Origin of the sequence: Streptomyces sp. NPDC049687, assembly GCF_044465285.1 — a bacterium.
GTDB lineage: Bacteria > Actinomycetota > Actinomycetes > Streptomycetales > Streptomycetaceae > Streptomyces.
Window position 1 is genome coordinate 198,342 of record NZ_JBITLN010000003.1, and the last position, 20,987, is coordinate 219,328.

Below are 20,987 nucleotides of genomic sequence, written 5' to 3' on the forward strand. Positions count from 1 at the left end.
CGATGCCCGAGGCAGGCCCGGAGGCCCGGTCGATCCCCGAGGCAGGCCCGGAGGTGGCGATACCGGCCCCGGAGGACCCGCCCGTGCCCTGGCCTCGGCCGCGAAGGGCGCCCGTCCCGACGCCGCCGTCACCTCCGAGATCTCCCCCTCGACCACGCATCGCACCAGCCGCACCCCCTGCGCCCGGGCCACCCGGTCCGCCCGGGCGCAGGCCCCCGCCTCGCCGTCGGTCCAGTGGTCCGCCGCCGCGAGCGCCGCGAGGTCCGCGCCCCCGGCGGCACGATGCCGGGCCACGACGGCCTGCCCCAGGGCGAGGACGACCCCGAACACCACACACAGCACGGCGATCGCGCCGAGACTCCAGACCGTGGCGGAGCCCCGGTCCCCCCTCCGACACAGCCACGCTCCGACGTCACCGGCCCTCATGACCCACCTCCTAAGCCATCCGACGTCACCGGCCCTCATGAGCCACCTCGGAAGCCATCCGACGGCGCCACGGAGGTCACCACACCCTCCTCAGCCGTCCCCACGGCGTCTTCCTCGGGCCGCCCGGTCTCCGCCATCCCTTCGGCAGCCCCTTCCGCCGTCCCCGCAACCTCCTCCGCCACGACCTCCTCCGCCGCCGCCACGGCCTCCTCCCGCACCTCGAACGGCAGCCCCCGCAGCACCGGTGGCTTCGCCACGACCACCACGCGGACCTGGTCGCCCTCCCGGCTGACCGTCACGCGTGCCCCGCGCGGGGCCGCCGCGCGGGCGAGTTCGACGACCGCGCCGGCCGGGTCCTGCCGTGCCGCCGCGCGGGCGCCGGTCCTGGCCGCGTCCACGCACTGGATCTGAGCGGCCACCGCAAGCAGCCCCCACACCAGCGCCATCGCGAACGCCACCAGCACCGGCAGCACCACGGCCGACTCCGCCGTCACGAAACCCCGGTCACCGCCGAGCCGCCGCCGCTCACATCCCCGCACTGAGCGCCCGCTTCACGATGTCCTGCATCTGCTCGGTGACGGCGTCGCCGGTCACCACCTGATAGAGGAGCACGGCGAACCCGACCGCCGCCACGATCCCCATCGTGTACTCGGACGTCACCATTCCGGCGTCCCTCCGCGCGCCCCGCATCCCGCACACCAGGGCGCGCAGCCGCGCCCGTACCGTCTTGTTCATCGCAACCCCCTTGAGGTTCGGTCCCGTTGGTCTCTGGTCGTTCTTCACTCGTTCGGTCACTCGTCGCCCCCGCTCAGCGCTCTCTCACGGCCCACCCCCTCCCATCACCCCGCCCGCGAGCCCGATCACCACGGGCAGCACGCCGATCGCGATGAAGGCGGGCAGGAAGCAGAGCCCCACCGGCGCGGCGACCATGACGGCCGCCCGCCGGGCACGGGCCGTCGCGGCACGCGTCCAGTCGGCGCGGGCGTCCGCGGCGAGCCGGGCCACGGGTCCGGCCGCCGGCAGCCCGGTCACGTCGGCCCGCTCCAGCAGCCGCGACAGGGCCGCCGCTCCCGGCGCGCAGGCCAGACTCCGCCACGCGGTGGCCGGTTCGCCGCCCAGCCGTATCTCGGCGGCACCGCGAGCCAGCCCTTCTCCCACCGGGCCCCCCAGGGCCTCACCCACAGCCTGCGCCGCGATCACCGGGCCGGCCCCCGCCGCGATGCACGCGGCCAGCAGATCGGCGGCGAGTGGGAGTTGTCGTGCGGCGAGCTGTGCATCGGCCTCGCTCACGGTTCCCGCCGCCTGCTGCCGACTCCGCCACCGCCACAGCGCGACCGCCCCGATCGCGCCCACCACGACCCCCAGGACGCCACCGACCACCACCCAGCCGACGCCCGCCACCGCGCCTGCCGGCAGCCACTTCCGCACGGCGTCCCGCACTCCCGCGCGCGAGACGCCCGGCGCCCTCTCCCGCCCCAGCAACTCGGCAACCCGACGGCGGGCCCCGCGGACGCGCCGTACCCTCTCCAGCCACCACACCAGCCACCCGAGGACCGGCACGATCCCCACGGCCACCCCCAGCCTGTGGACAACTTCCGCGCTCACCGCACCTCCCTCCTCGTCGTCCGCCTCATGTCACCTCACGCCCCCTCCGCCATCCGTACGATCCGCAGCGCCCACCACACCCCCACGCCCTCCAGCGCCCCGCCCACGAGCAGGCAGCCCAGCCCGGCTCCGGTGTGCAGCAGCACGTGCAGCGGATCGGCGCCGAGCGCGGCGCCCAGCAGGAGGCCCAGGACGGGCAGGCCGGCCAGCATCGCCGCCGTGGCCCGCGCTCCCGCCAACTGGGCACGCAGGTCGGCTCTTTGGTCGCGCTCCGCCCGCAACGCCCCTTCCAGGCGGTCGAGTCCGTCCGCGAGGCCCGCTCCCTGGTCCACGGCCACCCGCCAGCAGGCCGCGAGCCCCAGCAGTCCGCCGGCTCCCGGTTGCCGTGCGGCGGCCGCGAGCGCCCTGGGTACGTCCTCGCCGAAACGGGCGGCCGCCAGCACCGCCGCCTGAGCCTCACCCAGGCCTCCGGAGTCCCGCGCGGCCCGCTGCAAGGCCTCACCGGGTTGCCGGCCTGCCCGCACCTCCCCGGCGAGCGCCGCGCACAGCGCGAGCACGCCGTCTCCCCGGCGCTCCCCCGCCCGCCGCGCCTGCGTGGCCCGCCGCACCCGGCGCACCAGGGGCACCGCGGCCGCCCCCGCGAGGACCGGCAGCACCGAGGCACCCAGCACCGCCAGGACCAGCCCGACGACCGGCGCCCACCACTCGGGCCGCCACCGCCTCCGGAGCCTGCGCAGCCCCAGCACCATGTCCTGCCATGTCGGCGGTCCACCGACCACCCCACCGCCGGCGAGCAGCAACTGCGCCCGCCGCGCCCCGGAGTACGGCCCGCCCAGCAGCCACGCCGCCGCCCCCAGACAGGCCACCGCCGCACCCATCGGCACCTCAGGCCTCACATCCATCGCCTCCTCCGCTCCCTTCGCCGACTTCGCCGCCCTGGCTCCGCAGCAACTCCCGCAGCCGCTCCCACCCCCGCTCGTGGGCGAACGCGTCCGCCCGCCACCGCAGCGCCGGCACCGTCCGCACCAGCCCCGACGGGTCCCGCTCCAGCACATGCACCTCCGCGATCCGCCGCCGCCCGACCGGGTCGCGGACCAGATGCAGGACCACCGAGAGCGCGGCCGCCACCTGGCTGTGCAGCGCGGCCCGGTCGAGCCCGGCCGCCGTACCGAGCGCCTCCAGCCGAGCGGGGACGTCCGCGGCCGCGTTGGCGTGGACCGTCCCGCAGCCGCCCTCGTGGCCGGTGTTGAGCGCGGCCAGCAGATGGACCACCTCCGGCCCGCGCACCTCGCCCACGACGAGCCGGTCCGGCCGCATCCGCAAGGCCTGCCGCACCAGGTCCTCGAGCGTGACGAGCCCGGCGCCCTCCTGGTTGGCGGGTCTCGTCTCCAGGCGCACGACGTGCGGGTGGTCCGGCCGCAGCTCCGCCGAATCCTCCGCGAGGACGATCCGCTCTCCCGGCCCCACCAGGCCGAGCAGCGCGCTCAGCAGGGTCGTCTTGCCGCTGCCGGTGCCGCCGCTGACCAGGAAGGACAGCCGCGCCCGCAACAGGGCCCGCAGTAACCGGTCCCCGCCGGGCGGCACGGTTCCCGCGGCCACCAGTTCGTCGAGCGTGAACGCCCGCGGCCGTACCACGCGCAGCGACAGACAGGTGCAGCCGACGGCGACCGGTGGCAGCACCGCGTGCAGCCGCGTCCCGTCGGGCAGCCGGGCATCGGCCCAGGGGCGGGCGTCGTCCAGGCGACGTCCGGCCACCGCGGCCAGGCGCTGCGCGAGGCGTCGTACGGCCGCCGCGTCCGGGAAGGAGACACCGGTCAGCTGCAGGCCGCCGCCCCGGTCGACCCAGACCCGGTCCGGGGCCGACACCAGTACGTCGGTCACCGAGGGGTCGGCGAGCAGCGGCTCCAGCGGCCCGCTGCCGATCAGTTCTGACCGCAGTTGCTCGGCCGCGCCGAGGACCTCGGCGTCCCCGAGCACCCGCCCCTGTTCGCGCAGTGCCTGCGCCACCCGCGCGGGCGTCGGCTCGCCCCCGCGCGCGGCGAGCCACTGCCGTACGCCGTCCAGCAGCGCCCTCTCCAGCGCCGGTGCCGTGCTCATGCGCCACCCGCCTCGGTCAGCGCCCGCTCCCAGAACTGCTTGCAGAAGCGGGCGAGGGGCTCGCGGGCGGCGGCGCCAGGCGGGGACTTACCGCCGTCCGCGCGCAGCAGTCCCTGCTCCACGGGCACCTCGCCGGCCAGGGGCAGCCCGAGCAGCCCGGCCACCTCACGGTCGTCGAGTCCGGGGGCGTACGGGCCGCGTACCACCGCCCTGAGGTCGCGCAGGACCATGCCGACGGCGGAGGCCACCCGTCCGGCGGCCGCGACGGCGCGCAGTTCGGCGGGGACCACGAGGAGCCCGAGGTCGACCTGGGCGAGGGCCTCGGCGACCCCGTCGTCGATACGGCGTGGCAGGTCGACGACGACTGTGCCGCCCCGGCGCCGGGCCGCGGCGAGCACCGCCCGGACGGCCTGCGGCGGGATGGCGACGCAGTCGCCGCGGTCCCAGCTGAGCACCCGCAGCGAGTGCAGCTCGGGCAGCGACTCCTCCAGGGCGCCGCCACCGACCCGCCCGCGCGAGCCGGCGAACGCGGGCCAGCGCAGACCCTCGGTCGCCTCTCCGCCGAGCAGAACGTCGAGGCCGCCGCCCAGAGGATCGGCGTCCACAAGGAGGGTGCGCAGACCTTCGCGCGCGGAGGTGACGGCCAGGGCGCACGCGAGCGTGGACGCTCCGGCGCCGCCGCGGCCACCGATGACGCCGACCGTGAGCGCGGGCCTGCCGACGCCCTCGGCGACGTCGGCGATGCGGTCGACCAGCCACTGTTCTCCGTCGGGCAGCATCAGGACGTGGTCGGCGCCGATCTCGACGGCGCGCTGCCACACCCCGGAGTCGTCCTGGTCGCGTCCGACGAGGACCACTCCGCGTCTGCGTGCGGCCCCGCGAAGTCGGCGCGCGGCGTCGTCGCCGACCAGAACGAGCGGTGCGGCCTCCCAGCTGCCCCGGCGCTCGGGCACGCAGGGGTGGACCTCCGGTGTGGCGCCCGCCGCGGCGCACAGGCGCAGCAGGTCGTCGAGCAGCTCCGCGTCCTCCGTGACGATCAGCGGCCTGCCCTGTCGTCCCGCGGTGGTGGGTGGGTCGTGTGTGACGGCTCCGGCCATGATTTTCATCCCCCTTTGAGTGCGGGTCGCGCGGCCCTGCGGCCCCGTGATTCCCAGACGTGCGAAGAGCCGGGCAACCGGTCTTCATGGGAGCGGCCGACCGAAACCGGCCGCGCGCACCCGGCAAACGGAACCGGCCGTGAACTCGGCCCGAGCGGACGCGTGGGAATCACGGTGCAGCGAAGCGGAAATCCGTGTGGATCTTGGTGGAAAACTGTGGAGGGGCGGCCGGTTGTGAATATCGCCATCACCCATACCGGTGAGCACTGCACCATCTCCTGTGCGACTTCCGCAGAGCAGTCCGACGACTACCCACCGTGACGGATCACGGGCATGCCGAAGAGGCGGCCGCAGCCGCCTCGCAAGCGCGGCCGAGCCGCGAACAGAAGGGGAAAACGCACCCGGACATGCGACGACCCCCGCCGGGGGGGAGAGCGGGGGTCGTCTCCACGGCCGACTCGGGGGGGGGAGGAGCCGGACCGGGTTAGCACGGTCGCGAACGATCCGTGACTTCCATGGTGTACCCGAGAGCCCTCTCAGGCAAACCCACGCGCCCACCTTACGCCGAATGGGCTGCCCTTATGCTCTTGGTTGTGGAAAACCACTCCTTGCCCCGCACAGCGGCCTTCTTTGACCTGGACAAGACGGTCATTGCGAAGTCGAGCACGCTCACCTTCAGCAAGTCCTTCTACCAAGGCGGCCTGATCAACCGCAGGGCTGCCTTGCGGACCGCGTATGCCCAGTTCGTCTTCCTCGTGGGCGGTATGGACCACGACCAGATGGAGCGGACCCGCGAGTACCTGTCGGGGATGGTGCGCGGCTGGAACGTCCAACAGGTGAAGGAGATCGTGGCGGAGACCCTTCACGACCTGATCGACCCGCTCATCTACGACGAGGCCGCGTCCCTCATCGAGGAACACCACACGGCCGGCCGTGATGTCGTGATCGTGTCCACGTCGGGCGCGGAGGTGGTCGAGCCGATCGGCGAGCTGCTGGGCGCGGACCGTGTGGTTGCCACCCGGATGATCGTGGGCGAGGACGGCTGCTTCACCGGCGAGGTGGAGTACTACGCCTACGGCCCCACGAAGGCGGAGGCGATCAAGGAGCTGGCCGCGTCGGAGGGGTACGACCTGGAGCGCTGCTACGCCTACAGCGACTCGGCGACCGATCTGCCGATGCTGCAGGCGGTGGGTCATCCGCACGCCGTGAACCCGGACCGGGCCCTGCGGCGCGAGGCCGTCACGCGCGGGTGGCCGATTCTCGACTTCCACCGGCCGGTACGGCTCAAGCAGCGGATCCCGTCGTTCTCCGTGCCGCCCCGCCCGGCCCTCGTCGCGGCCGCCGCCATAGGCGCGGCGGCCGCCACCGCAGGTTTCGTCTGGTACGCGAACCGACGCCGGTCGGCGACCGCCTGAGCTGCCTTTTAGAACCCATTTGGCAGCAAAAGTAAAGAACTGGCGGCAGGGCTTCCGCTCGCCTTGGCCCTGGAGTACAAAGGACTCAACGGCCCGCGAGACCAAGGACATCCGAAAGGATCACCTTAATAACGCATTTGGCCCCACGGACCGATGCATGAACATCGAGCACCCACGCGACGTCGACCCGTCGATTACGGGCCAGCCGCACCAGGTCACGGGCAAAGATCCCGACCTGATGGGCAACATATCGAGGACGCTTGGTAACCCGGTGAACATGCCAGCGGCGGTACGAATACTCGTACCGCCGCAACCCTTGTACGGGGACTTCTACGCCGCCCCGCGCTGCAGCGCCTCGCACACCGCCGTCGACTCGCGGGCACCCAGCTCGACCGCCCTGCCGCAGTGGGAGATCCAGGCCCCCATGCCCTCCGGCGTGCCGGACACATAGCCGTCCAGGGCCGCCAGACAGGCCGCCCGGCCCAGCTCGGCGTGGCCCACCTCCGCCGGGCAGACCGACTTGGGATCGAGGCCGCTGCCGATCAGCACGATGCGCTCCGCGGCCCGGGCGATCAGTCCGTTGTGCGAGGTGAAGGGGCGCAGGGCGAGAAGCTCGCCGTGGACGACGGCGGCCGTCACCAGGGCGGGCGCCGAGCTGCCCGCGACGATCAGCCGGGACAGCCCCTCTAGGCGGCCGGCCACCTCGTCGGCGCCGGGCAGCGGCAGCTCGATCAGCGGCTCCTCCACCGCCTCACCGGCCTGCCGCGGCCGCCCGACCTCATCACCGCCGCTCGCCGCGGCCAGCAGGTGCAGCCGCGCCAGCACCCGCAGCGGCGACTGACGCCAGATGGACAGCAGCTGCCCCGCCTCCGCGGTCAGCCGGAGGGCGGCACCCATGACCCGCGCCTCGTCGTCGACGCCGAAGTCGCTGCGCCGGCGCACCTCCTCCAAGGCCCAGTCGGCGCCGGACAGCGCGGCCGAGCCGCGGGCGCCGCGCAAGGCGGCCTCGGAGGTGATCTCGGTGCTGCGGCGCCGCATGACGCGGTGCCCGTAGACCCGGTCCACGGCCTTGCGCACGGACTCCACGGACTCGGCCACACCGGGCAACGAGCCCAGGGCCGCGAGCGGATCGGCGGACGCGCCTGTCGTACTCATGAGTACGACATTACGCAACCAGCGCCCACACCCCTCGAAGGAGTGGTCTTCTTCACGCTCCGCCGCCACGTACAGCCATCACCGCACTACGCTTGGTGAACATGAAAATTGCTTTCGTCGGGAAGGGCGGCAGCGGCAAGACCACCCTGTCGTCCCTGTTCATCCGCCACCTCGCCGCCCTCGGCGCCCCCGTGATCGCCGTCGACGCGGACATCAACCAGCATCTGGGACCCGCCCTCGGCCTCGACGAGACGGCGGCGGCCGGGCTGCCCGCGATGGGCGAGCACCTTCCGCTGATCAAGGACTATCTGCGCGGCTCCAACCCGCGTATCACCTCCGCCGAGATGATGATCAAGACGACACCGCCCGGCGCGGGCTCGCGGCTGCTGAGGGTGCGTGAGGACAATCCGGTGTACGGCGCCTGCGCCCGGCCGGTGGAACTCGACGGCGGCGCCGTCCGTTTGATGATCACCGGTCCCTTCACGGACGCCGACCTGGGGGTCGCCTGCTACCACTCCAAGACGGGAGCGGTGGAGCTGTGCCTGAACCATCTGGTGGACGGCCGCGACGAGTACGTCGTGGTCGACATGACGGCGGGCTCGGACTCCTTCGCCTCCGGCATGTTCACTCGTTTCGACATCACGTTCCTCGTCGCCGAGCCGACCCGGAAGGGGGTCTCCGTCTATCGCCAGTACAAGGAGTACGCCCGCGACTTCGGCGTCGAGCTGAAGGTCGTCGGCAACAAGGTGCAGGAGCGGGACGACGTCGACTTCCTCCGCGCCGAGGTCGGCGACGACCTGCTCGTGACGGTCGGGCACTCGGACTGGGTCCGCGCCATGGAGAAGGGCCGGCCGCTCCGGTTCGACCTCCTGGAGGACGCCGCCCGTGACGCCCTGAGCCTGTTGCGGACGGCCGTCGACGCGACGTACGAGCGGCGGGACTGGGAGCGCTACACGCGCCAGATGGTGCACTTCCACCTGAAGAACGCCCAGTCCTGGGGCAACGAACGCACTGGGGCCGACCTGACCGCACAGGTCGACCCGCACTTCGTCCTCGGCGAAGGCGTCGCGGCCACCGTCTAGGAGGGGGCGACCGCGACACTGACGGGTGCCGTCTACTGGCGGGTCGTCGGCGCGCCGGGCACGCCCTTCGGGGCCGGAGCGGGAGGGCCGGTCAGAAAGGACGCCCATCCCCGCTTCGGCGCCTCGCCGACTCGCAGTGAGCGCAGTTTGGCCAGGGTCGTCGGGTCCTGGGCGTCCAGCCAGTCGGCCAGTTGCCGGAAGGACACACACCGCACGTCCGGCTTGTTGCAGACGGTTTCGACGACCCGTTCGACGGCGCGCATGTACGTGCCGCCGTTCCAGGACTCGAAGTGGTTGCCGATGATCAGCGGGGCACGGTTGCCGTCGTAGGCGCGGTGGAAGCCCCTGAGCAGGCCTTCACGCATCTGGTCGCCCCAGAAGGCGTACTTGGCGGGGTTGCCCTGGGTCTTGGTGCCGGACTGATTGACCATGAAGTTGTAGTCCATGGTGAGTTGCTCGTAGGTGTGGCCGGGGAAGGGCACGAGCTGCATGGACAGGTCCCACAGTCCTCTCTTCCGACGAGGCCAGACCTGGTCGTCGACCCCGCTGGAGTCGTAGCGGAAGCCCAGTTCGCGGGCGGCCTCCATGAAGTTCTTCTGTCCCTCGAGGCAGGGGGTTCGGCCGCCGATCAGCTCCTTGTCGTAGTCGAAGGGCAGCGGCGCCGCCTGCTTCAGGCCGGTATTGGTCTTCCAGGACTTCACGAACCGCTTGGCCTGGGCGATCTCGTCCTTCCACTCCGCGACCGACCACTGGCCGACGCCGCCGTTCCTCCCGCAGAAGTGCCCGTTGAAGTGGGTGCCGATCTCGTTGCCCTCCAGCCACGCCAGACGCAGCTGCTTCACGGTGTCGGTGATGCCCTGCTCGTCGTTGAAGCCGATGTCGGAGCGCCCGGGCGAGTGCTGCGGCGGCCTGTAGAGGTCGGCCTTCTCCTCCGGCAGCAAGTACACACCGCTGAGGAAGTACGTCATGGTCGCGTGGTTGGCCCTGGACACCTTGCGGAAGTGGGAGAACAGCCTCTGGCCGTCCTCGCCGGCGCCGTCCCAGGAGAACACCACGAACTGAGGGGGTTTCTGGCCCGGCTTCAGGCGCTCGGGCCGGGACAGGTGCGGCTGCGCTCCGGTGTACGCGGTGGAGCCGTCCCCGATCAGCCGAACCGTGCTCCTGGGCGTCGGAGCCCCGTGCTGCGGACCGGGCGCCCCTTTGTTCGAACCGTCGGTTCCCGTCGCACAACCGGCGAGCGATGCGGCAACCGTCGCGGCGACCACGGCGCCCGCGGCGACCCTCTGGGTGGCGGCCATGTCCGCCCACCTTCTTCCTTCTCTCGGCCCGCTCTCGGCCCACGCCGACAACGGCGTTCTATGGGTCGCTGCCGGGACGAGCCGGCAGCGCGGACAAGGTCGCATGGACCCGAGAAGGAGTTAGTACGACAAGCCGATGAAATGCCCGCATCACACGTGAGAGTGATTCATTGCCCTATTTGCCAGATAAATCCATGCCTGACCTTTACTCTGCATTACGATCGCTTTACCGAGCGTTGATTCTTCATCCCGCCGCTGTACGCCGTGACCCACGGCCGCGACCGCCCCCGTCGACGACGGGGGTTCACCAGTTCCGCGACCGCGCTGCCCCGGAGGAGACGGGAACATGTCAGCCTGCGTCCCCACTCATACGTCCGACCCGACGCACACGAAGCGCGTCCAGCCACCCCACAACCCCCCACCGGCCCCGCGCCGCCGCTTCCGCATCGCGGGCGCCGACGTGTCCGCCTCGATCGCGGTCTTCCTGATCGCTCTCCCCCTGTCCCTGGGCATCGCCCTGGCCACCGGGGCACCGCTCCAGGCCGGCCTCGTCGCCGCCGCCGTGGGCGGGATCGTCGCCGGCTGCATCGGCGGCTCCCCGCTCCAGGTCAGCGGCCCCGCCGCCGGGCTGACGGTGGTCACCGCCGAGCTGATCCAGCGCTACGGCTGGCAGACGACCTGCGCCGTCACCGTCCTCGCCGGATGCGCCCAACTCGGCCTGGGCTGCCTGCGCGTGGCGCGCACCGCGCTCGCCGTCAGCCCCGCCATCGTGCACGGCATGCTCGCCGGCATCGGCGTCACCATCGCCGTCGCCCAGCTCCACATCGTCCTCGGCGGCACCCCGCAGAGCGCCGTCCTCGACAACCTCCGGGCACTGCCAGCCCAGTTGGCCGCTCTCCAACCCGCGTCGGTGGCCGTCAGCGCACTGACCCTCACGCTGCTGTTGCTCTGGCCGCGCATCCCCGGCCGGGTGGGCGAGCTGCTGCGCACGGTGCCCGCCGCGCTCGTCGCCGTCGCCGGAGCCACGGCCGTCGCCTCCCTCGCCGGTCTCACCCTGCCCAAGGTCGACCTGCCCTCCTGGCGCAGCCACGCCCTGGCCGGGCTGCCCGAGGGGCCGGCGTTGGGCGTCGCGGCCGCCGTTCTCACCATCACGCTGGTGTGCAGCGTGCAGTCGCTGCTCGGTGCGGTCGCCGTCGACAAGCTGATCGCCTCCCGACCCGGCCTCATCGCCTCCCCCACCGGGTGCTCCCCCCGCCTCGGCCGCTCCGACCTCGACCGCGAGCTGCTCGGTCAGGGCGCGGCCAACATCGTCTCCGGCGCGCTCGGCGGACTGCCGGTCGCGGGGGTGGCCGTGCGCAGTTCGGCGAATGTCCGAGCCGGTGCCGTGAGCCGGAACTCCACGATGTTGCACGGCGTTCTCGTAGTGGTCGCCGCGCTGCTGATGGTCCCGGTCCTCGAGCTCATCCCGCTCGCCTCGCTCGCCGCCCTGGTGATGGCCGTCGGCATCCAGATGGTGTCCCTGCACCACATCCGCACGGTGACCCGCCACCGAGAGGTGCTGGTGTACGCCGTCACCACCCTGGGCGTGGTGTTCCTCGGCGTCCTGGAGGGCGTGTCGCTGGGGATCGCGGTGGCCGTGGCCGTCGCCCTCAACCGCCTCACCCACACCCGTATCACCCATGACGAGCAGGAGGGAGTCCACCACGTACATGTCCGAGGCCAGTTGACGTTCCTCGCGGTACCGCGGCTCAGCCGAGCCCTGCATCTCGTACCCCAGGGCACCCCGGTCGTGGTCGAGTTGGACGGCTCCTTCATGGACCACGCGGCGTACGAGGCACTGCAGGACTGGCAGAAGACGCACACCGCACAGGGCGGCACCGTCGAGCTGACCGGCCGCCGGATCGCCGCGGGGGCCACCCCCGGGACCCACACCGGCGCCAGAAGCGGCGAGCCGACCGCCGCACCGCCCGCCGACCCCACCCACACGCCGGGCAGCACCCTGACCGACTGCCGTTGCCGACCCTGGACGCCCTGGCGCAACCACCAGTGCGAGGTGCCGCGCCCAGCGGGAGACACGTCCACCGACTCCGCATCCCCTGGCACCGCAACCGCTTCCTCGAGAACCTCCGGCTCCACAGCCACCAGACCCAGATCCAACGATCCCGGTGACACCGCTGCCCGTACCACCACCCCCGGTACCACCATCGGTGGCACGGCTTCCGACGGCACGGCTCCCAGCCGTTCGGCTCCCGACGGCACAGCCCCCGGCACCGCGCTTCCCGGCGGCTCCGCCCCCGGCGCCCCCGAGCCCAGCGGTCACCGACTGGTCCGTGGCATCAGCGCCTTCCAGCGGAACACCGCTCCGCTGGTGCGGGGGGAGTTGGCGCGGCTGGCGCGGGAGGGGCAGCAGCCGACGCAGCTCTTCCTCACGTGCGCCGACTCGCGGCTGGTCACCTCGATGATCACCTCCAGTGGTCCGGGCGATCTGTTCGTGGTGCGGAACGTGGGCAATCTGGTGCCGCCACCGGGTGAGGAGAGCGGGGACGACTCGGTGGGGGCCGCGATCGAGTACGCGGTGGACGTGCTGAAGGTGCGGTCCATCACGGTGTGCGGGCACTCCGGGTGCGGGGCCATGCAGGCACTGCTCAGCTCCGAACCCGGTGGGGAGCGGACCCCGTTGGAGCGGTGGCTGCGGCACGGGCTGCCGAGCCTGGAGCGGATGGCCGACGACCGCGGCCCCGGGGCCGGACTGGCCGGGCGGGCGCCCGCGGACGCGGTCGAGCAGCTCTGTCTGACCAATGTGGTGCAGCAGTTGGACCATCTGCGCGCCCACGAGTCGGTGGCGCGAGCGCAGCGGGCCGGGGCGCTGGAGCTGCACGGGCTGTACTTTCACGTGGGTGAGGCGCAGACGTACCTGCTCACCGAGACGAACGGAGACGGGCTGTTCGATCACGTGGGGGTGGCGGACCTGAGGACGTGACCGCGGCGGGTGGCGCCCGTCGAGTCCCTCTCCTCGGGGGCGCCACCCGGCAGGCAGCAAGTGTGAAAGGCGTAACACCGGCTGAACTCCGTCCGGCCCAGGTCCGTGGGTACGGATGACCGTCCCGCCTCCAACCCGACCACAGGTCTAAACCAATTTTCCGTCGGCCCTTGTCACCGGCCCCCCGGTTCTGATGAGCTGTGGCCTGGGACACAACGGACACCCTTCGAGAGGGAGATGTCGTGAGCAACGAGAGCCTGGCCAACCTGCCGAGGAAGGAGAGGGAACAGTGAGCGAGAATCCCTCCCTCTCCAACCTGCTCAAGGAAGAGCGCAGGTTCGCGCCACCCGCCGACCTGGCCGCACATGCCAACGTCACGGCGGAGGCGTACGAACAGGCCAAGGCTGACAGGCTCGGCTTCTGGGCCGAGCAGGCCCGCCGGCTGACCTGGGCCAAGGAGCCGAAGGAGACGCTGGACTGGTCGAACCCGCCGTTCGCCAAGTGGTTCAAGGACGGCGAGCTCAACGTCGCGTACAACTGCGTCGACCGCCATGTGGAGGCCGGGCACGGCGACCGGGTCGCGATCCACTTCGAGGGCGAGCCGGGCGACAGCCGCGCCATCACCTACGCCGACCTCAAGGACGAGGTGGCGAAGGCCGCCAACGCCCTGCTGGAACTGGGCGTCCAGCAGGGCGACCGGGTCGCGGTCTACATGCCGATGATCCCGGAGACGGCGATCGCGATGCTGGCGTGCGCCCGGATCGGCGCCGCGCACTCCGTCGTCTTCGGCGGCTTCTCGGCGGACGCGCTGGCCACCCGGATCCAGGACGCCGACGCCAAGGTCGTGATCACCTCCGACGGCGGGTACCGGCGCGGCAAGCCGTCCGCGCTGAAGCCGGCCGTCGACGAGGCGATCACCAAGGCCGGCAACGTCGAGCACGTGCTGGTGGTCCGCCGTACCGGCCAGGAGGTCGCCTGGGACGACAGCAGGGACGTGTGGTGGCACGAGATCGTGGAGCGGCAGCCGGCCGAGCACACGCCCGAGGCCTTCGGCGCCGAGCACCCGCTGTTCATCCTCTACACCTCCGGTACGACGGGTAAGCCGAAGGGCATCCTGCACAGCTCCGGCGGCTACCTCACGCAGACCGCCTACACGCACCACGCCGTGTTCGACCTCAAGCCCGAGACCGACGTGTACTGGTGCACCGCCGACGTCGGCTGGGTCACCGGGCACTCCTACATCGTCTACGGGCCGCTGGCGAACGGCGCGACGCAGGTGATGTACGAGGGCACGCCCGACACCCCGCACCAGGGCCGCTTCTGGGAGATCGTGCAGAAGTACGGGGTGACGATCCTGTACACGGCACCGACCGCGATCCGTACGTTCATGAAGTGGGGCGACGACATCCCCGCGAAGTTCGATCTCAGCAGCCTGCGGGTGCTGGGGTCCGTGGGTGAGCCCATCAACCCCGAGGCCTGGATCTGGTACCGCAAGCACATCGGTGCGGACCGGACACCGATCGTCGACACCTGGTGGCAGACCGAGACCGGCGCGATGATGATCTCGCCGCTGCCGGGGGTGACGGAGACCAAGCCCGGTTCCGCCCAGCGCCCGCTGCCCGGCATCTCAGCGACCGTCGTCGACGACGAGGCGAACGAGGTGCCCAACGGCGGCGGTGGCTACCTGGTCCTCACCGAGCCGTGGCCGTCGATGCTGCGCACCATCTGGGGCGACGACCAGCGGTTCCTCGACACGTACTGGTCGCGCTTCGAGGGCAAGTACTTCGCCGGCGACGGCGCGAAGAAGGACGACGACGGGGACATCTGGCTCCTCGGGCGCGTCGACGACGTCATGCTCGTCTCGGGCCACAACATCTCCACCACGGAGGTCGAGTCGGCGCTCGTGTCGCACCCGTCCGTCGCCGAGGCGGCCGTGGTCGGCGCTGCCGACGAGACGACCGGACAGGCGATCGTCGCGTTCGTCATCCTGCGCGGGACGGCGGACGCCGAGGACGAGAACCTGGTCAACGAACTGCGCAACCACGTCGGCGCCACACTCGGCCCGATCGCCAAGCCGAAGCGGATTCTGCCGGTGGCGGAGCTGCCGAAGACCCGCTCCGGCAAGATCATGCGCCGGCTGCTGCGGGACGTCGCGGAGAACCGTCAGCTCGGCGACGTGACCACGCTGACCGACTCCACGGTCATGGACCTCATCCAGGCGAAGCTCCCGGCGGCGCCGAGCGAGGACTGAGTAGCGGCCGAAGGGCCGCCCGGCGCGTCGCGCGCCGGGCGGCCCTTTGTGCCTACCGTGAGATCCACCGGAACGTCCCGCGTACCTTAGGTAAGCTAATAAAAAACACGTCAACCTCAGGTGCGCCGGGAAGTCTGGTCGGCATGTGCTCAGCCGTGCCCACCGACCGGAGGTCTCCCCGTGACCGCGCCCCGCCCCCCCGCCACCGCCCGCAAGGTACTCGGACGTCTCTCCCTCCCCGAGCGGACCATCGTCGCGGACGCGCTGCGCACCGAGACCGTCGGCGGTGTCCTGCTGCTCGTCGCCGCGATCGCCGCACTGATCTGGGCCAACGTCCCCGCCCTGCACGAGAGCTACGAGAGCGTCAGCCACTTCCATCTGGGGCCCGAGGCCCTGGGGCTGAACCTGTCGATCGCGCACTGGGCGGCCGACGGACTCCTCGCGGTCTTCTTCTTCGTCGCCGGCATCGAACTCAAGCGTGAACTGGTCGCCGGGGACCTACGGGACCCCCGGGCCGCCGCGCTGCCCGTCGTGGCCGCCCTGTGCGGAATGGCCGTACCGGCACTGGTCTACACGGTCACCACCCTCACCGGCGGCGGCGATCTCGGCGGCTGGGCCGTGCCCACCGCCACCGACATCGCCTTCGCGCTCGCCGTGCTCGCCGTCATCGGTACGTCCCTGCCGAGTGCTCTGCGCGCCTTCCTGCTCACGCTCGCCGTCGTGGACGACCTGTTCGCGATCCTGATCATCGCGGTCTTCTTCACCGAGAGCATCGACTTCGCGGCCCTGGGCGGTGCGGTCGCGGGGCTCGCCGTCTTCTGGGCACTGCTGCGGAAGGAGGTACGCGGCTGGTACGTGTACGTGCCGCTCGCGCTGGTCATCTGGGCGCTGATGTACAACAGCGGCGTCCACGCGACCATCGCCGGTGTCGCCATGGGCCTGATGCTGCGCTGCACCACCCGGGAAGGTGAGGAACACTCCCCCGGCGAACGCATCGAACACCTGGTCCGGCCCCTTTCCGCAGGCCTCGCGGTGCCGCTGTTCGCGCTGTTCAGCGCCGGTGTGACGGTCTCGGGCGGCGCCCTGGGAGATGTGTTCACCCGGCCGGAGACCCTCGGGGTCGTGCTCGGTCTCGTCGTCGGCAAGACGATCGGCATCTTCGGCGGGACCTGGCTGACCGTCCGCTTCACCCGGGCCTCGCTCAGCGAGGACCTGGCCTGGGCGGACGTCTTCGCGGTCGCCTCGCTCGCGGGCATCGGCTTCACCGTCTCGCTGCTGATCGGGGAGCTGGCCTTCGAGGGCGACCAGACCCTGACCGACGAGATCAAGGCCGCCGTACTGACCGGTTCGCTGATCGCGGCGACGCTCGCGACCGTGCTGCTGAAGCTGCGCAACGCCGTGTACCGCCGGATCTACGAGGCCGAGGAGCGCGACGAGGACAGCGACGGCATCCCCGACATCTACGAGCAGGACGACCCGGCGTACCACCTGCGCATGGCGGAGATCCACGAACGCAAGGCCGCCGAGCACCGCCGGATCGCCGCGGAGATGGCCCGGGAGAGGGCCGCGCAGACGGACCCCGTGCACCACAGGACCGCCGAAGTGCCGGGCGGGGCAGGCGAGGACGGCGCCGGTCCGGCATGATCTGACGGGACGGTACAAAAGAAGCCGGAAACACGGACCGGTACCACGCACCGGCAACACAGAGCAGCAGCAGGAGAGGGAGACCGCGATGAGCGCACCCGATGGCAGCCCGGTCGGCGCCGAACGCAGCATCGGCCAGCTGTTCGCCTCGGCGACGACCGAGTTGTCGGCGCTGGTGCACGACGAGATCGCGCTGGCCAAGGCGCAGCTCAAGCAGGACGTCAAGCGCGGCGCGACGAGCGGCGGCGCGTTCACGGTGGCCGGCGCGGTGCTGCTGTTCTCCCTGCCGATGCTGAACTTCGCGCTGGCGTACGGCATCCGGACCTGGAGCGACTGGAACCTCGCGATCTGCTTCCTGCTGTCCTTCGCCGCGAACGTGCTCGTCGCGCTCCTCCTCGTGCTGATCGGCGTGGTCTTCGCGAAGAAGGCCAAGAAGAGCCAGGGCCCGCAGAAGGTGGCCGCGTCGATGAAGGAGAGCGCGGGCGTCCTGCAGAAGGCCAAGCCGCACCCGCGACCGGAGCTCGCACAGGACCGGGCCCCGGAGGCCATCGAGGCTGTGGCACGCTCGTCGTCATGACGGACCCCGCCACTCCTTCGGCGCAGCCCATCTCGCTCGTACGGCCGGAATTCGCCGACGGCACCAAGGTGACCCACCGCGAGGTGGCCGCGAACGGCGCCCGCTTCCACATCGCGGAGGCCGGTGACGGGCCGCTGGTCATGCTCGTCCACGGCTTCCCGCAGTTCTGGTGGACGTGGCGGCACCAACTCGGCGCGCTGGCCGACGCGGGCTTCCGGGCCGTCGCGATGGACCTGCGGGGCGTGGGCGGCAGCGACCGCACGCCACGGGGCTACGACCCGGCCAACCTCGCCCTCGACATCACCGGCGTGATCCGCTCCCTGGGCGAACCGGACGCCGCGCTCGTCGGCCACGACCTGGGCGGCTATCTCGCCTGGACGGCGGCCGTGATGCGCCCCAAGCTGGTCCGGCGGCTCGCCGTCGCCTCGATGCCGCACCCCCGGCGCTGGCGCTCGGCGATGCTCGCCGACGTCCGGCAGTCCACCGCGAGCTCCCACATCTGGGGCTTCCAGCGGCCCTGGATCCCCGAGCGGCAACTCACCGCCGACGACGGCGAACTGGTGGGCCGGCTGATCCGGGACTGGTCGGGACCGCAACCGCCCGGGGACGAGGTGCTGCAGACGTATCAGCGGGCCATGTGCATCCCCTCCACCGCGCACTGCTCCGTCGAGCCGTACCGGTGGCTGGTGCGCTCGTTGGCCCGGCCTGACGGCATCCAGTTCTACCGGCGCATGAAGCGGCCCGTGCGCGTCCCCACGCTCCACTTGCACGGCTCCCTCGACCCGGTGATGCGCACCCGCAGTGCGGCCGGGTCCGGCGAGTACGTCGAGGCGCCGTACCGGTGGCGGCTGTTCGACGGACTGGGCCACTTCCCGCACGAGGAGGATCCGGTCGTTTTCTCCACCGAACTGGTCAATTGGCTGAAGGATCCCGAACCCGATCGGTGACCACGCCATCGCGCCCGGTACCCGGAACAAAACACCTGTACGACGAACGGCCAATTGCCCGGCGCATAGGCCAATTGGCGGGCCCCCAGGCGGTTATCGACCTTGGGGCGGGGGCAGACGTCGGGGTATGGGCTGGACGCACGACTACAGTGACGCAGCACGCAACCGCCGCTCGGCCAGTGGCCTGAGCCCTCACCAACGAGGCGCGGACCCGCAGCTGCCGGGCTCCGACCTTCGGGTGGGCATCCCGCGCATCCTGCGCCGCCGGGCCCGTTGGGTCTCGGTACGCCTGCGTCACCCGCGAGGCTGACCCCCGCATCACCTGGTGCCGCGGCTGGGGCGTGTAGTGAAAGTCCCGCCTGCCCGCCCTCCGGGCGGACCACGCCACTTTCACAACCCGCCCTAGAGGGCGCAGCTGTCGCTGTCCACCTGTTGTCCGGCGCTACGGCCCTCGGTGATGTCCTGCTGGATCTCGTCCGCGGTGAGCGCGTACCCGGTGTCGGCGTCGTCGAGTGACTTCGCGAAGACCACGCCGTACACGCGGCCGTCGGAGGTGAGCAGCGGACCGCCCGAGTTGCCCTGGCGGACCGTGGCGAACAGCGAGTACACGTCACGGCGCACGGTGCCGCGGTGGTAGATGTCCGGCCCGTTGGCCGAGATACGGCCGCGCACGCGCGCGGCCCGCACGTCGTACGACCCGTTCTCGGGGAAGCCGGCGACGATCGCGTCGTCACCGCTCGCCGCGTCGTCGGTGGTGAACCGCAGCACCGGCGCGTCGAGATCGGGTACGTCGAGTACGGCGATGTCGCGCTTCCAGTCGTAGAGCACGACGGTGGCGTCGTACTTGCGGCCCTCGCCGCCGACCTGGACGGTGGGCTCGTCGACGCCGCCGACGACGTGCGCGTTGGTCATGACGCGGCGCTCGCCGAAGACGAAGCCGCTGCCCTCCAGGACCTTGCCGCAGCTCTCGGCGGTGCCCATCACCTTGACGATGGAGCGTTGCGCGCGGGTGGCCACGGCGCTGTGGGCGAGCGCCGGGTCGGGCGGCTGGACGTCGGTGATCGGCTCGTTGGCGAACGGGCTGAAGACCTGCGGGAAGCCGTTCTGCGCGAGGACGGAGGAGAAGTCCGCGAACCAGGTGTCGGCCTGGGTGGGCAGGGTCCGGGAGACCCCCTGCAGCACCGTGGAGTTGCGGACCTCCTTGCCGAGGGTCGGCAGGGTCGTGCCCGCCAGGGCCGATCCGATCAGCCAGGCCACCAGCAGCATCGCCACGACGTTCACCAGCGCGCCGCCCGTCGCGTCCAGCGCGCGGGCCGGGGACCAGGTGATGTACCGGCGCAGCTTGTTGCCGAGGTGGGTGGTCAGGGCCTGGCCGACCGAGGCGCAGACGATCACGATGACGACCGCGACGACGGCCGCCGTCGTGCTCACCTCGGCGTTGTCGGTGAGCCAGTCCCAGACCAGCGGCAGCAGGTAGACGGCGACGAGGCCGCCGCCCAGGAAGCCGATCACCGACAGGATGCCGACGACGAAGCCCTGGCGGAAGCCGACCACCGCGAACCAGACGGCCGCGACCAGCAACAGGATGTCCAGCACGTTCACGGGGATCACCCTGTCATGACCGCCAGTCGAGCGGGACCTGCTTCTCACGGTCCCAGGGACGCTCCCAGCCCGCGAAGTGCAGCAGGCGGTCGATGATGCCGGCCGTGAAGCCCCAGACAAGGGCGGATTCGACCAGGAATGCCGGGCCTCGATGGCCGCTGGGATGGACGGTCGTGGCACGGTTGGCCGGGTCCGTGAGATCGGCCACGGGGACCGTGAAGACCCGGGCCGTCTCGTTCGGATCGACGACACCCACCGGGCTCGGCTCGCGCCACCAGCCGAGGACCGGGGTGACGACGAAACCGCTCACCGGGATGTACAGCTTGGGCAGGACGCCGAAGAGCTGGACGCCGGAGGGGTCGAGACCGGTCTCCTCCTCGGCCTCGCGCAGGGCGGCCCGCAGCGGCCCGTCGCCCTGCGGATCACCGTCCTCCGGGTCGAGGGCGCCGCCGGGGAAGGAGGGCTGTCCCGCGTGCGAGCGCAGGGAGGTGGCGCGCTCCATGAGCAGCAGTTCGGGGCCCTGCTCGCCCTCACCGAACAGGACGAGGACAGCCGACTGCCGTCCCGCGCCGTCCGTGGGCGGCAGGAAGCGGCTGAGCTGGCGCGGCCGGACCGTCTCCACGGCGTGCACGACCGGGTACAGCCACTCGGGCAGGCCCTCCTTGCTGAGCGGCACCGCGGTGGCCTCGCCGCTCGCCGTGTCACCCGCCGTGTCGCGCGCTGTGTCCCTTGCCGTGTCACTCACCCGTGCCATCGCCACACCACCCCCCGTTCTGCCGGGTCCAACGCGTGAGGACCCGTAGATCGTTCC

17 protein-coding genes and 2 pseudogenes are annotated in these 20,987 nt (G+C 71.7%); 8 read left to right on the forward strand and 11 right to left on the reverse strand.

Annotation, left to right across the window (positions count from 1 at the left end; genetic code table 11):
* Positions 1–45: 45 nt before the first annotated feature.
* From ACIBVL_RS10840 to ssd, 7 genes and pseudogenes are all read right to left on the reverse strand, one after another.
* Positions 46–426 (reverse strand): annotated as a pseudogene (locus ACIBVL_RS10840) (Rv3654c family TadE-like protein); the annotation flags it as partial.
* A 173-nt stretch (positions 427–599) separates the two neighbouring features.
* Positions 600–965 (reverse strand): annotated as a pseudogene (locus tag ACIBVL_RS10845) (TadE family type IV pilus minor pilin); the annotation flags it as partial.
* Complete coding sequence (locus ACIBVL_RS10850; RefSeq protein ID WP_399095332.1) at positions 952–1,161, reverse strand: DUF4244 domain-containing protein; 210 nt, start codon at positions 1,159–1,161, stop codon at positions 952–954. The gene ACIBVL_RS10850 and the pseudogene ACIBVL_RS10845, both read right to left, overlap by 14 nt.
* An 84-nt stretch (positions 1,162–1,245) precedes the next feature.
* Positions 1,246–2,031 (reverse strand): type II secretion system F family protein, encoded by a 786-nt coding sequence (locus ACIBVL_RS10855; protein WP_399095334.1) that lies wholly within the window; start codon positions 2,029–2,031, stop codon positions 1,246–1,248.
* A gap of 35 nt (positions 2,032–2,066) precedes the next feature.
* Positions 2,067–2,933 carry a type II secretion system F family protein gene (locus ACIBVL_RS10860; RefSeq protein WP_399095337.1) on the reverse strand — a complete coding sequence of 289 codons (867 nt, stop codon included), beginning with the start codon at positions 2,931–2,933 and terminating at the stop codon, positions 2,067–2,069.
* Positions 2,917–4,128, reverse strand: a complete 1,212-nt coding sequence (locus ACIBVL_RS10865) for a TadA family conjugal transfer-associated ATPase (protein ID WP_399095340.1) — start codon at positions 4,126–4,128, stop codon at positions 2,917–2,919. The genes ACIBVL_RS10860 and ACIBVL_RS10865 overlap by 17 nt, the downstream gene beginning before the upstream one ends.
* Positions 4,125–5,225, reverse strand: coding sequence for a septum site-determining protein Ssd (gene ssd / locus ACIBVL_RS10870; protein WP_399095343.1), 1,101 nt, complete (start codon positions 5,223–5,225; stop codon positions 4,125–4,127). The genes ACIBVL_RS10865 and ssd overlap by 4 nt, the downstream gene beginning before the upstream one ends.
* Before the next feature lie 581 nt (positions 5,226–5,806).
* On the opposite strand from ssd, the gene ACIBVL_RS10875 reads away from it, so the two are divergent.
* Positions 5,807–6,640, forward strand: a complete 834-nt coding sequence (locus ACIBVL_RS10875; RefSeq protein WP_399095346.1) for an HAD family hydrolase — start codon at positions 5,807–5,809, stop codon at positions 6,638–6,640.
* Positions 6,641–6,970: 330 nt separating this feature from the next.
* Here the strand turns inward: ACIBVL_RS10875 and ACIBVL_RS10880 are convergent, their stop codons facing one another.
* Positions 6,971–7,795, reverse strand: coding sequence for an oxidoreductase (locus tag ACIBVL_RS10880; protein WP_399095349.1), 825 nt, complete (start codon positions 7,793–7,795; stop codon positions 6,971–6,973).
* A gap of 101 nt (positions 7,796–7,896) precedes the next feature.
* Between ACIBVL_RS10880 and ACIBVL_RS10885 the strand changes: the two genes are divergently transcribed.
* Positions 7,897–8,877: an ATP-binding protein gene (locus ACIBVL_RS10885; RefSeq protein ID WP_399095352.1), complete on the forward strand. Its 981-nt coding sequence runs from the start codon at positions 7,897–7,899 to the stop codon at positions 8,875–8,877.
* A 32-nt stretch (positions 8,878–8,909) separates the two neighbouring features.
* On the opposite strand, the gene ACIBVL_RS10890 is transcribed toward ACIBVL_RS10885, so the two are convergent.
* Positions 8,910–10,175 (reverse strand): hypothetical protein, encoded by a 1,266-nt coding sequence (locus tag ACIBVL_RS10890; protein WP_399095354.1) that lies wholly within the window; start codon positions 10,173–10,175, stop codon positions 8,910–8,912.
* 346 nt (positions 10,176–10,521) lie between these two features.
* On the opposite strand from ACIBVL_RS10890, the gene ACIBVL_RS10895 reads away from it, so the two are divergent.
* From ACIBVL_RS10895 to ACIBVL_RS10920, 6 genes are all read left to right on the forward strand, one after another.
* Entirely contained in the window at positions 10,522–13,155 is a 2,634-nt protein-coding gene (locus tag ACIBVL_RS10895) for a SulP family inorganic anion transporter (RefSeq protein WP_399095357.1), read from the forward strand.
* A 289-nt stretch (positions 13,156–13,444) separates the two neighbouring features.
* On the forward strand, positions 13,445–15,406 hold the full coding sequence (acs, locus tag ACIBVL_RS10900; RefSeq protein WP_399095360.1) for an acetate--CoA ligase: 1,962 nt from the start codon (positions 13,445–13,447) through the stop codon (positions 15,404–15,406).
* A 180-nt stretch (positions 15,407–15,586) separates the two neighbouring features.
* Entirely contained in the window at positions 15,587–17,050 is a 1,464-nt protein-coding gene (gene nhaA / locus ACIBVL_RS10905) for a Na+/H+ antiporter NhaA (RefSeq protein ID WP_399095362.1), read from the forward strand.
* An 88-nt stretch (positions 17,051–17,138) separates the two neighbouring features.
* Complete coding sequence (locus ACIBVL_RS10910) at positions 17,139–17,627, forward strand: phage holin family protein (RefSeq protein WP_399095365.1); 489 nt, start codon at positions 17,139–17,141, stop codon at positions 17,625–17,627.
* Positions 17,624–18,574 (forward strand): alpha/beta fold hydrolase, encoded by a 951-nt coding sequence (locus tag ACIBVL_RS10915; RefSeq protein ID WP_399095368.1) that lies wholly within the window; start codon positions 17,624–17,626, stop codon positions 18,572–18,574. The genes ACIBVL_RS10910 and ACIBVL_RS10915 overlap by 4 nt, the downstream gene beginning before the upstream one ends.
* A 127-nt stretch (positions 18,575–18,701) precedes the next feature.
* Positions 18,702–18,884, forward strand: coding sequence for a hypothetical protein (locus ACIBVL_RS10920; RefSeq protein WP_078890568.1), 183 nt, complete (start codon positions 18,702–18,704; stop codon positions 18,882–18,884).
* Between the two features lie 92 nt (positions 18,885–18,976).
* On the opposite strand, the gene ACIBVL_RS10925 is transcribed toward ACIBVL_RS10920, so the two are convergent.
* Both ACIBVL_RS10925 and ACIBVL_RS10930 read right to left on the reverse strand, forming a co-directional pair.
* On the reverse strand, positions 18,977–20,176 hold the full coding sequence (locus tag ACIBVL_RS10925) for a MarP family serine protease (RefSeq protein ID WP_399095371.1): 1,200 nt from the start codon (positions 20,174–20,176) through the stop codon (positions 18,977–18,979).
* 13 nt (positions 20,177–20,189) lie between these two features.
* The gene (locus ACIBVL_RS10930; protein WP_399097177.1) at positions 20,190–20,852 is read right to left on the reverse strand and encodes an NUDIX hydrolase; all 663 of its coding nucleotides are present in this window, start codon (positions 20,850–20,852) and stop codon (positions 20,190–20,192) included.
* Positions 20,853–20,987 lie beyond the last annotated feature (135 nt).

What these genes read in the sequence shown, in the direction of transcription:
- ACIBVL_RS10850 (WP_399095332.1), bottom strand. Translation starts at nt 1,161, where the DNA reads ATGAACAAGACGGTACGGGCGCGGCTGCGCGCCCTGGTGTGCGGGATG.
- ACIBVL_RS10860 (WP_399095337.1), bottom strand. Translation starts at nt 2,933, where the DNA reads ATGGATGTGAGGCCTGAGGTGCCGATGGGTGCGGCGGTGGCCTGTCTG.
- ACIBVL_RS10865 (WP_399095340.1), bottom strand. Translation starts at nt 4,128, where the DNA reads ATGAGCACGGCACCGGCGCTGGAGAGGGCGCTGCTGGACGGCGTACGG.
- ssd (WP_399095343.1), bottom strand. Translation starts at nt 5,225, where the DNA reads ATGGCCGGAGCCGTCACACACGACCCACCCACCACCGCGGGACGACAG.
- ACIBVL_RS10875 (WP_399095346.1), top strand. Translation starts at nt 5,807, where the DNA reads ATGCTCTTGGTTGTGGAAAACCACTCCTTGCCCCGCACAGCGGCCTTC.
- ACIBVL_RS10880 (WP_399095349.1), bottom strand. Translation starts at nt 7,795, where the DNA reads ATGAGTACGACAGGCGCGTCCGCCGATCCGCTCGCGGCCCTGGGCTCG.
- ACIBVL_RS10885 (WP_399095352.1), top strand. Translation starts at nt 7,897, where the DNA reads ATGAAAATTGCTTTCGTCGGGAAGGGCGGCAGCGGCAAGACCACCCTG.
- ACIBVL_RS10890 (WP_399095354.1), bottom strand. Translation starts at nt 10,175, where the DNA reads ATGGCCGCCACCCAGAGGGTCGCCGCGGGCGCCGTGGTCGCCGCGACG.
- ACIBVL_RS10895 (WP_399095357.1), top strand. Translation starts at nt 10,522, where the DNA reads ATGTCAGCCTGCGTCCCCACTCATACGTCCGACCCGACGCACACGAAG.
- ACIBVL_RS10910 (WP_399095365.1), top strand. Translation starts at nt 17,139, where the DNA reads ATGAGCGCACCCGATGGCAGCCCGGTCGGCGCCGAACGCAGCATCGGC.
- ACIBVL_RS10915 (WP_399095368.1), top strand. Translation starts at nt 17,624, where the DNA reads ATGACGGACCCCGCCACTCCTTCGGCGCAGCCCATCTCGCTCGTACGG.
- ACIBVL_RS10920 (WP_078890568.1), top strand. Translation starts at nt 18,702, where the DNA reads ATGGGCTGGACGCACGACTACAGTGACGCAGCACGCAACCGCCGCTCG.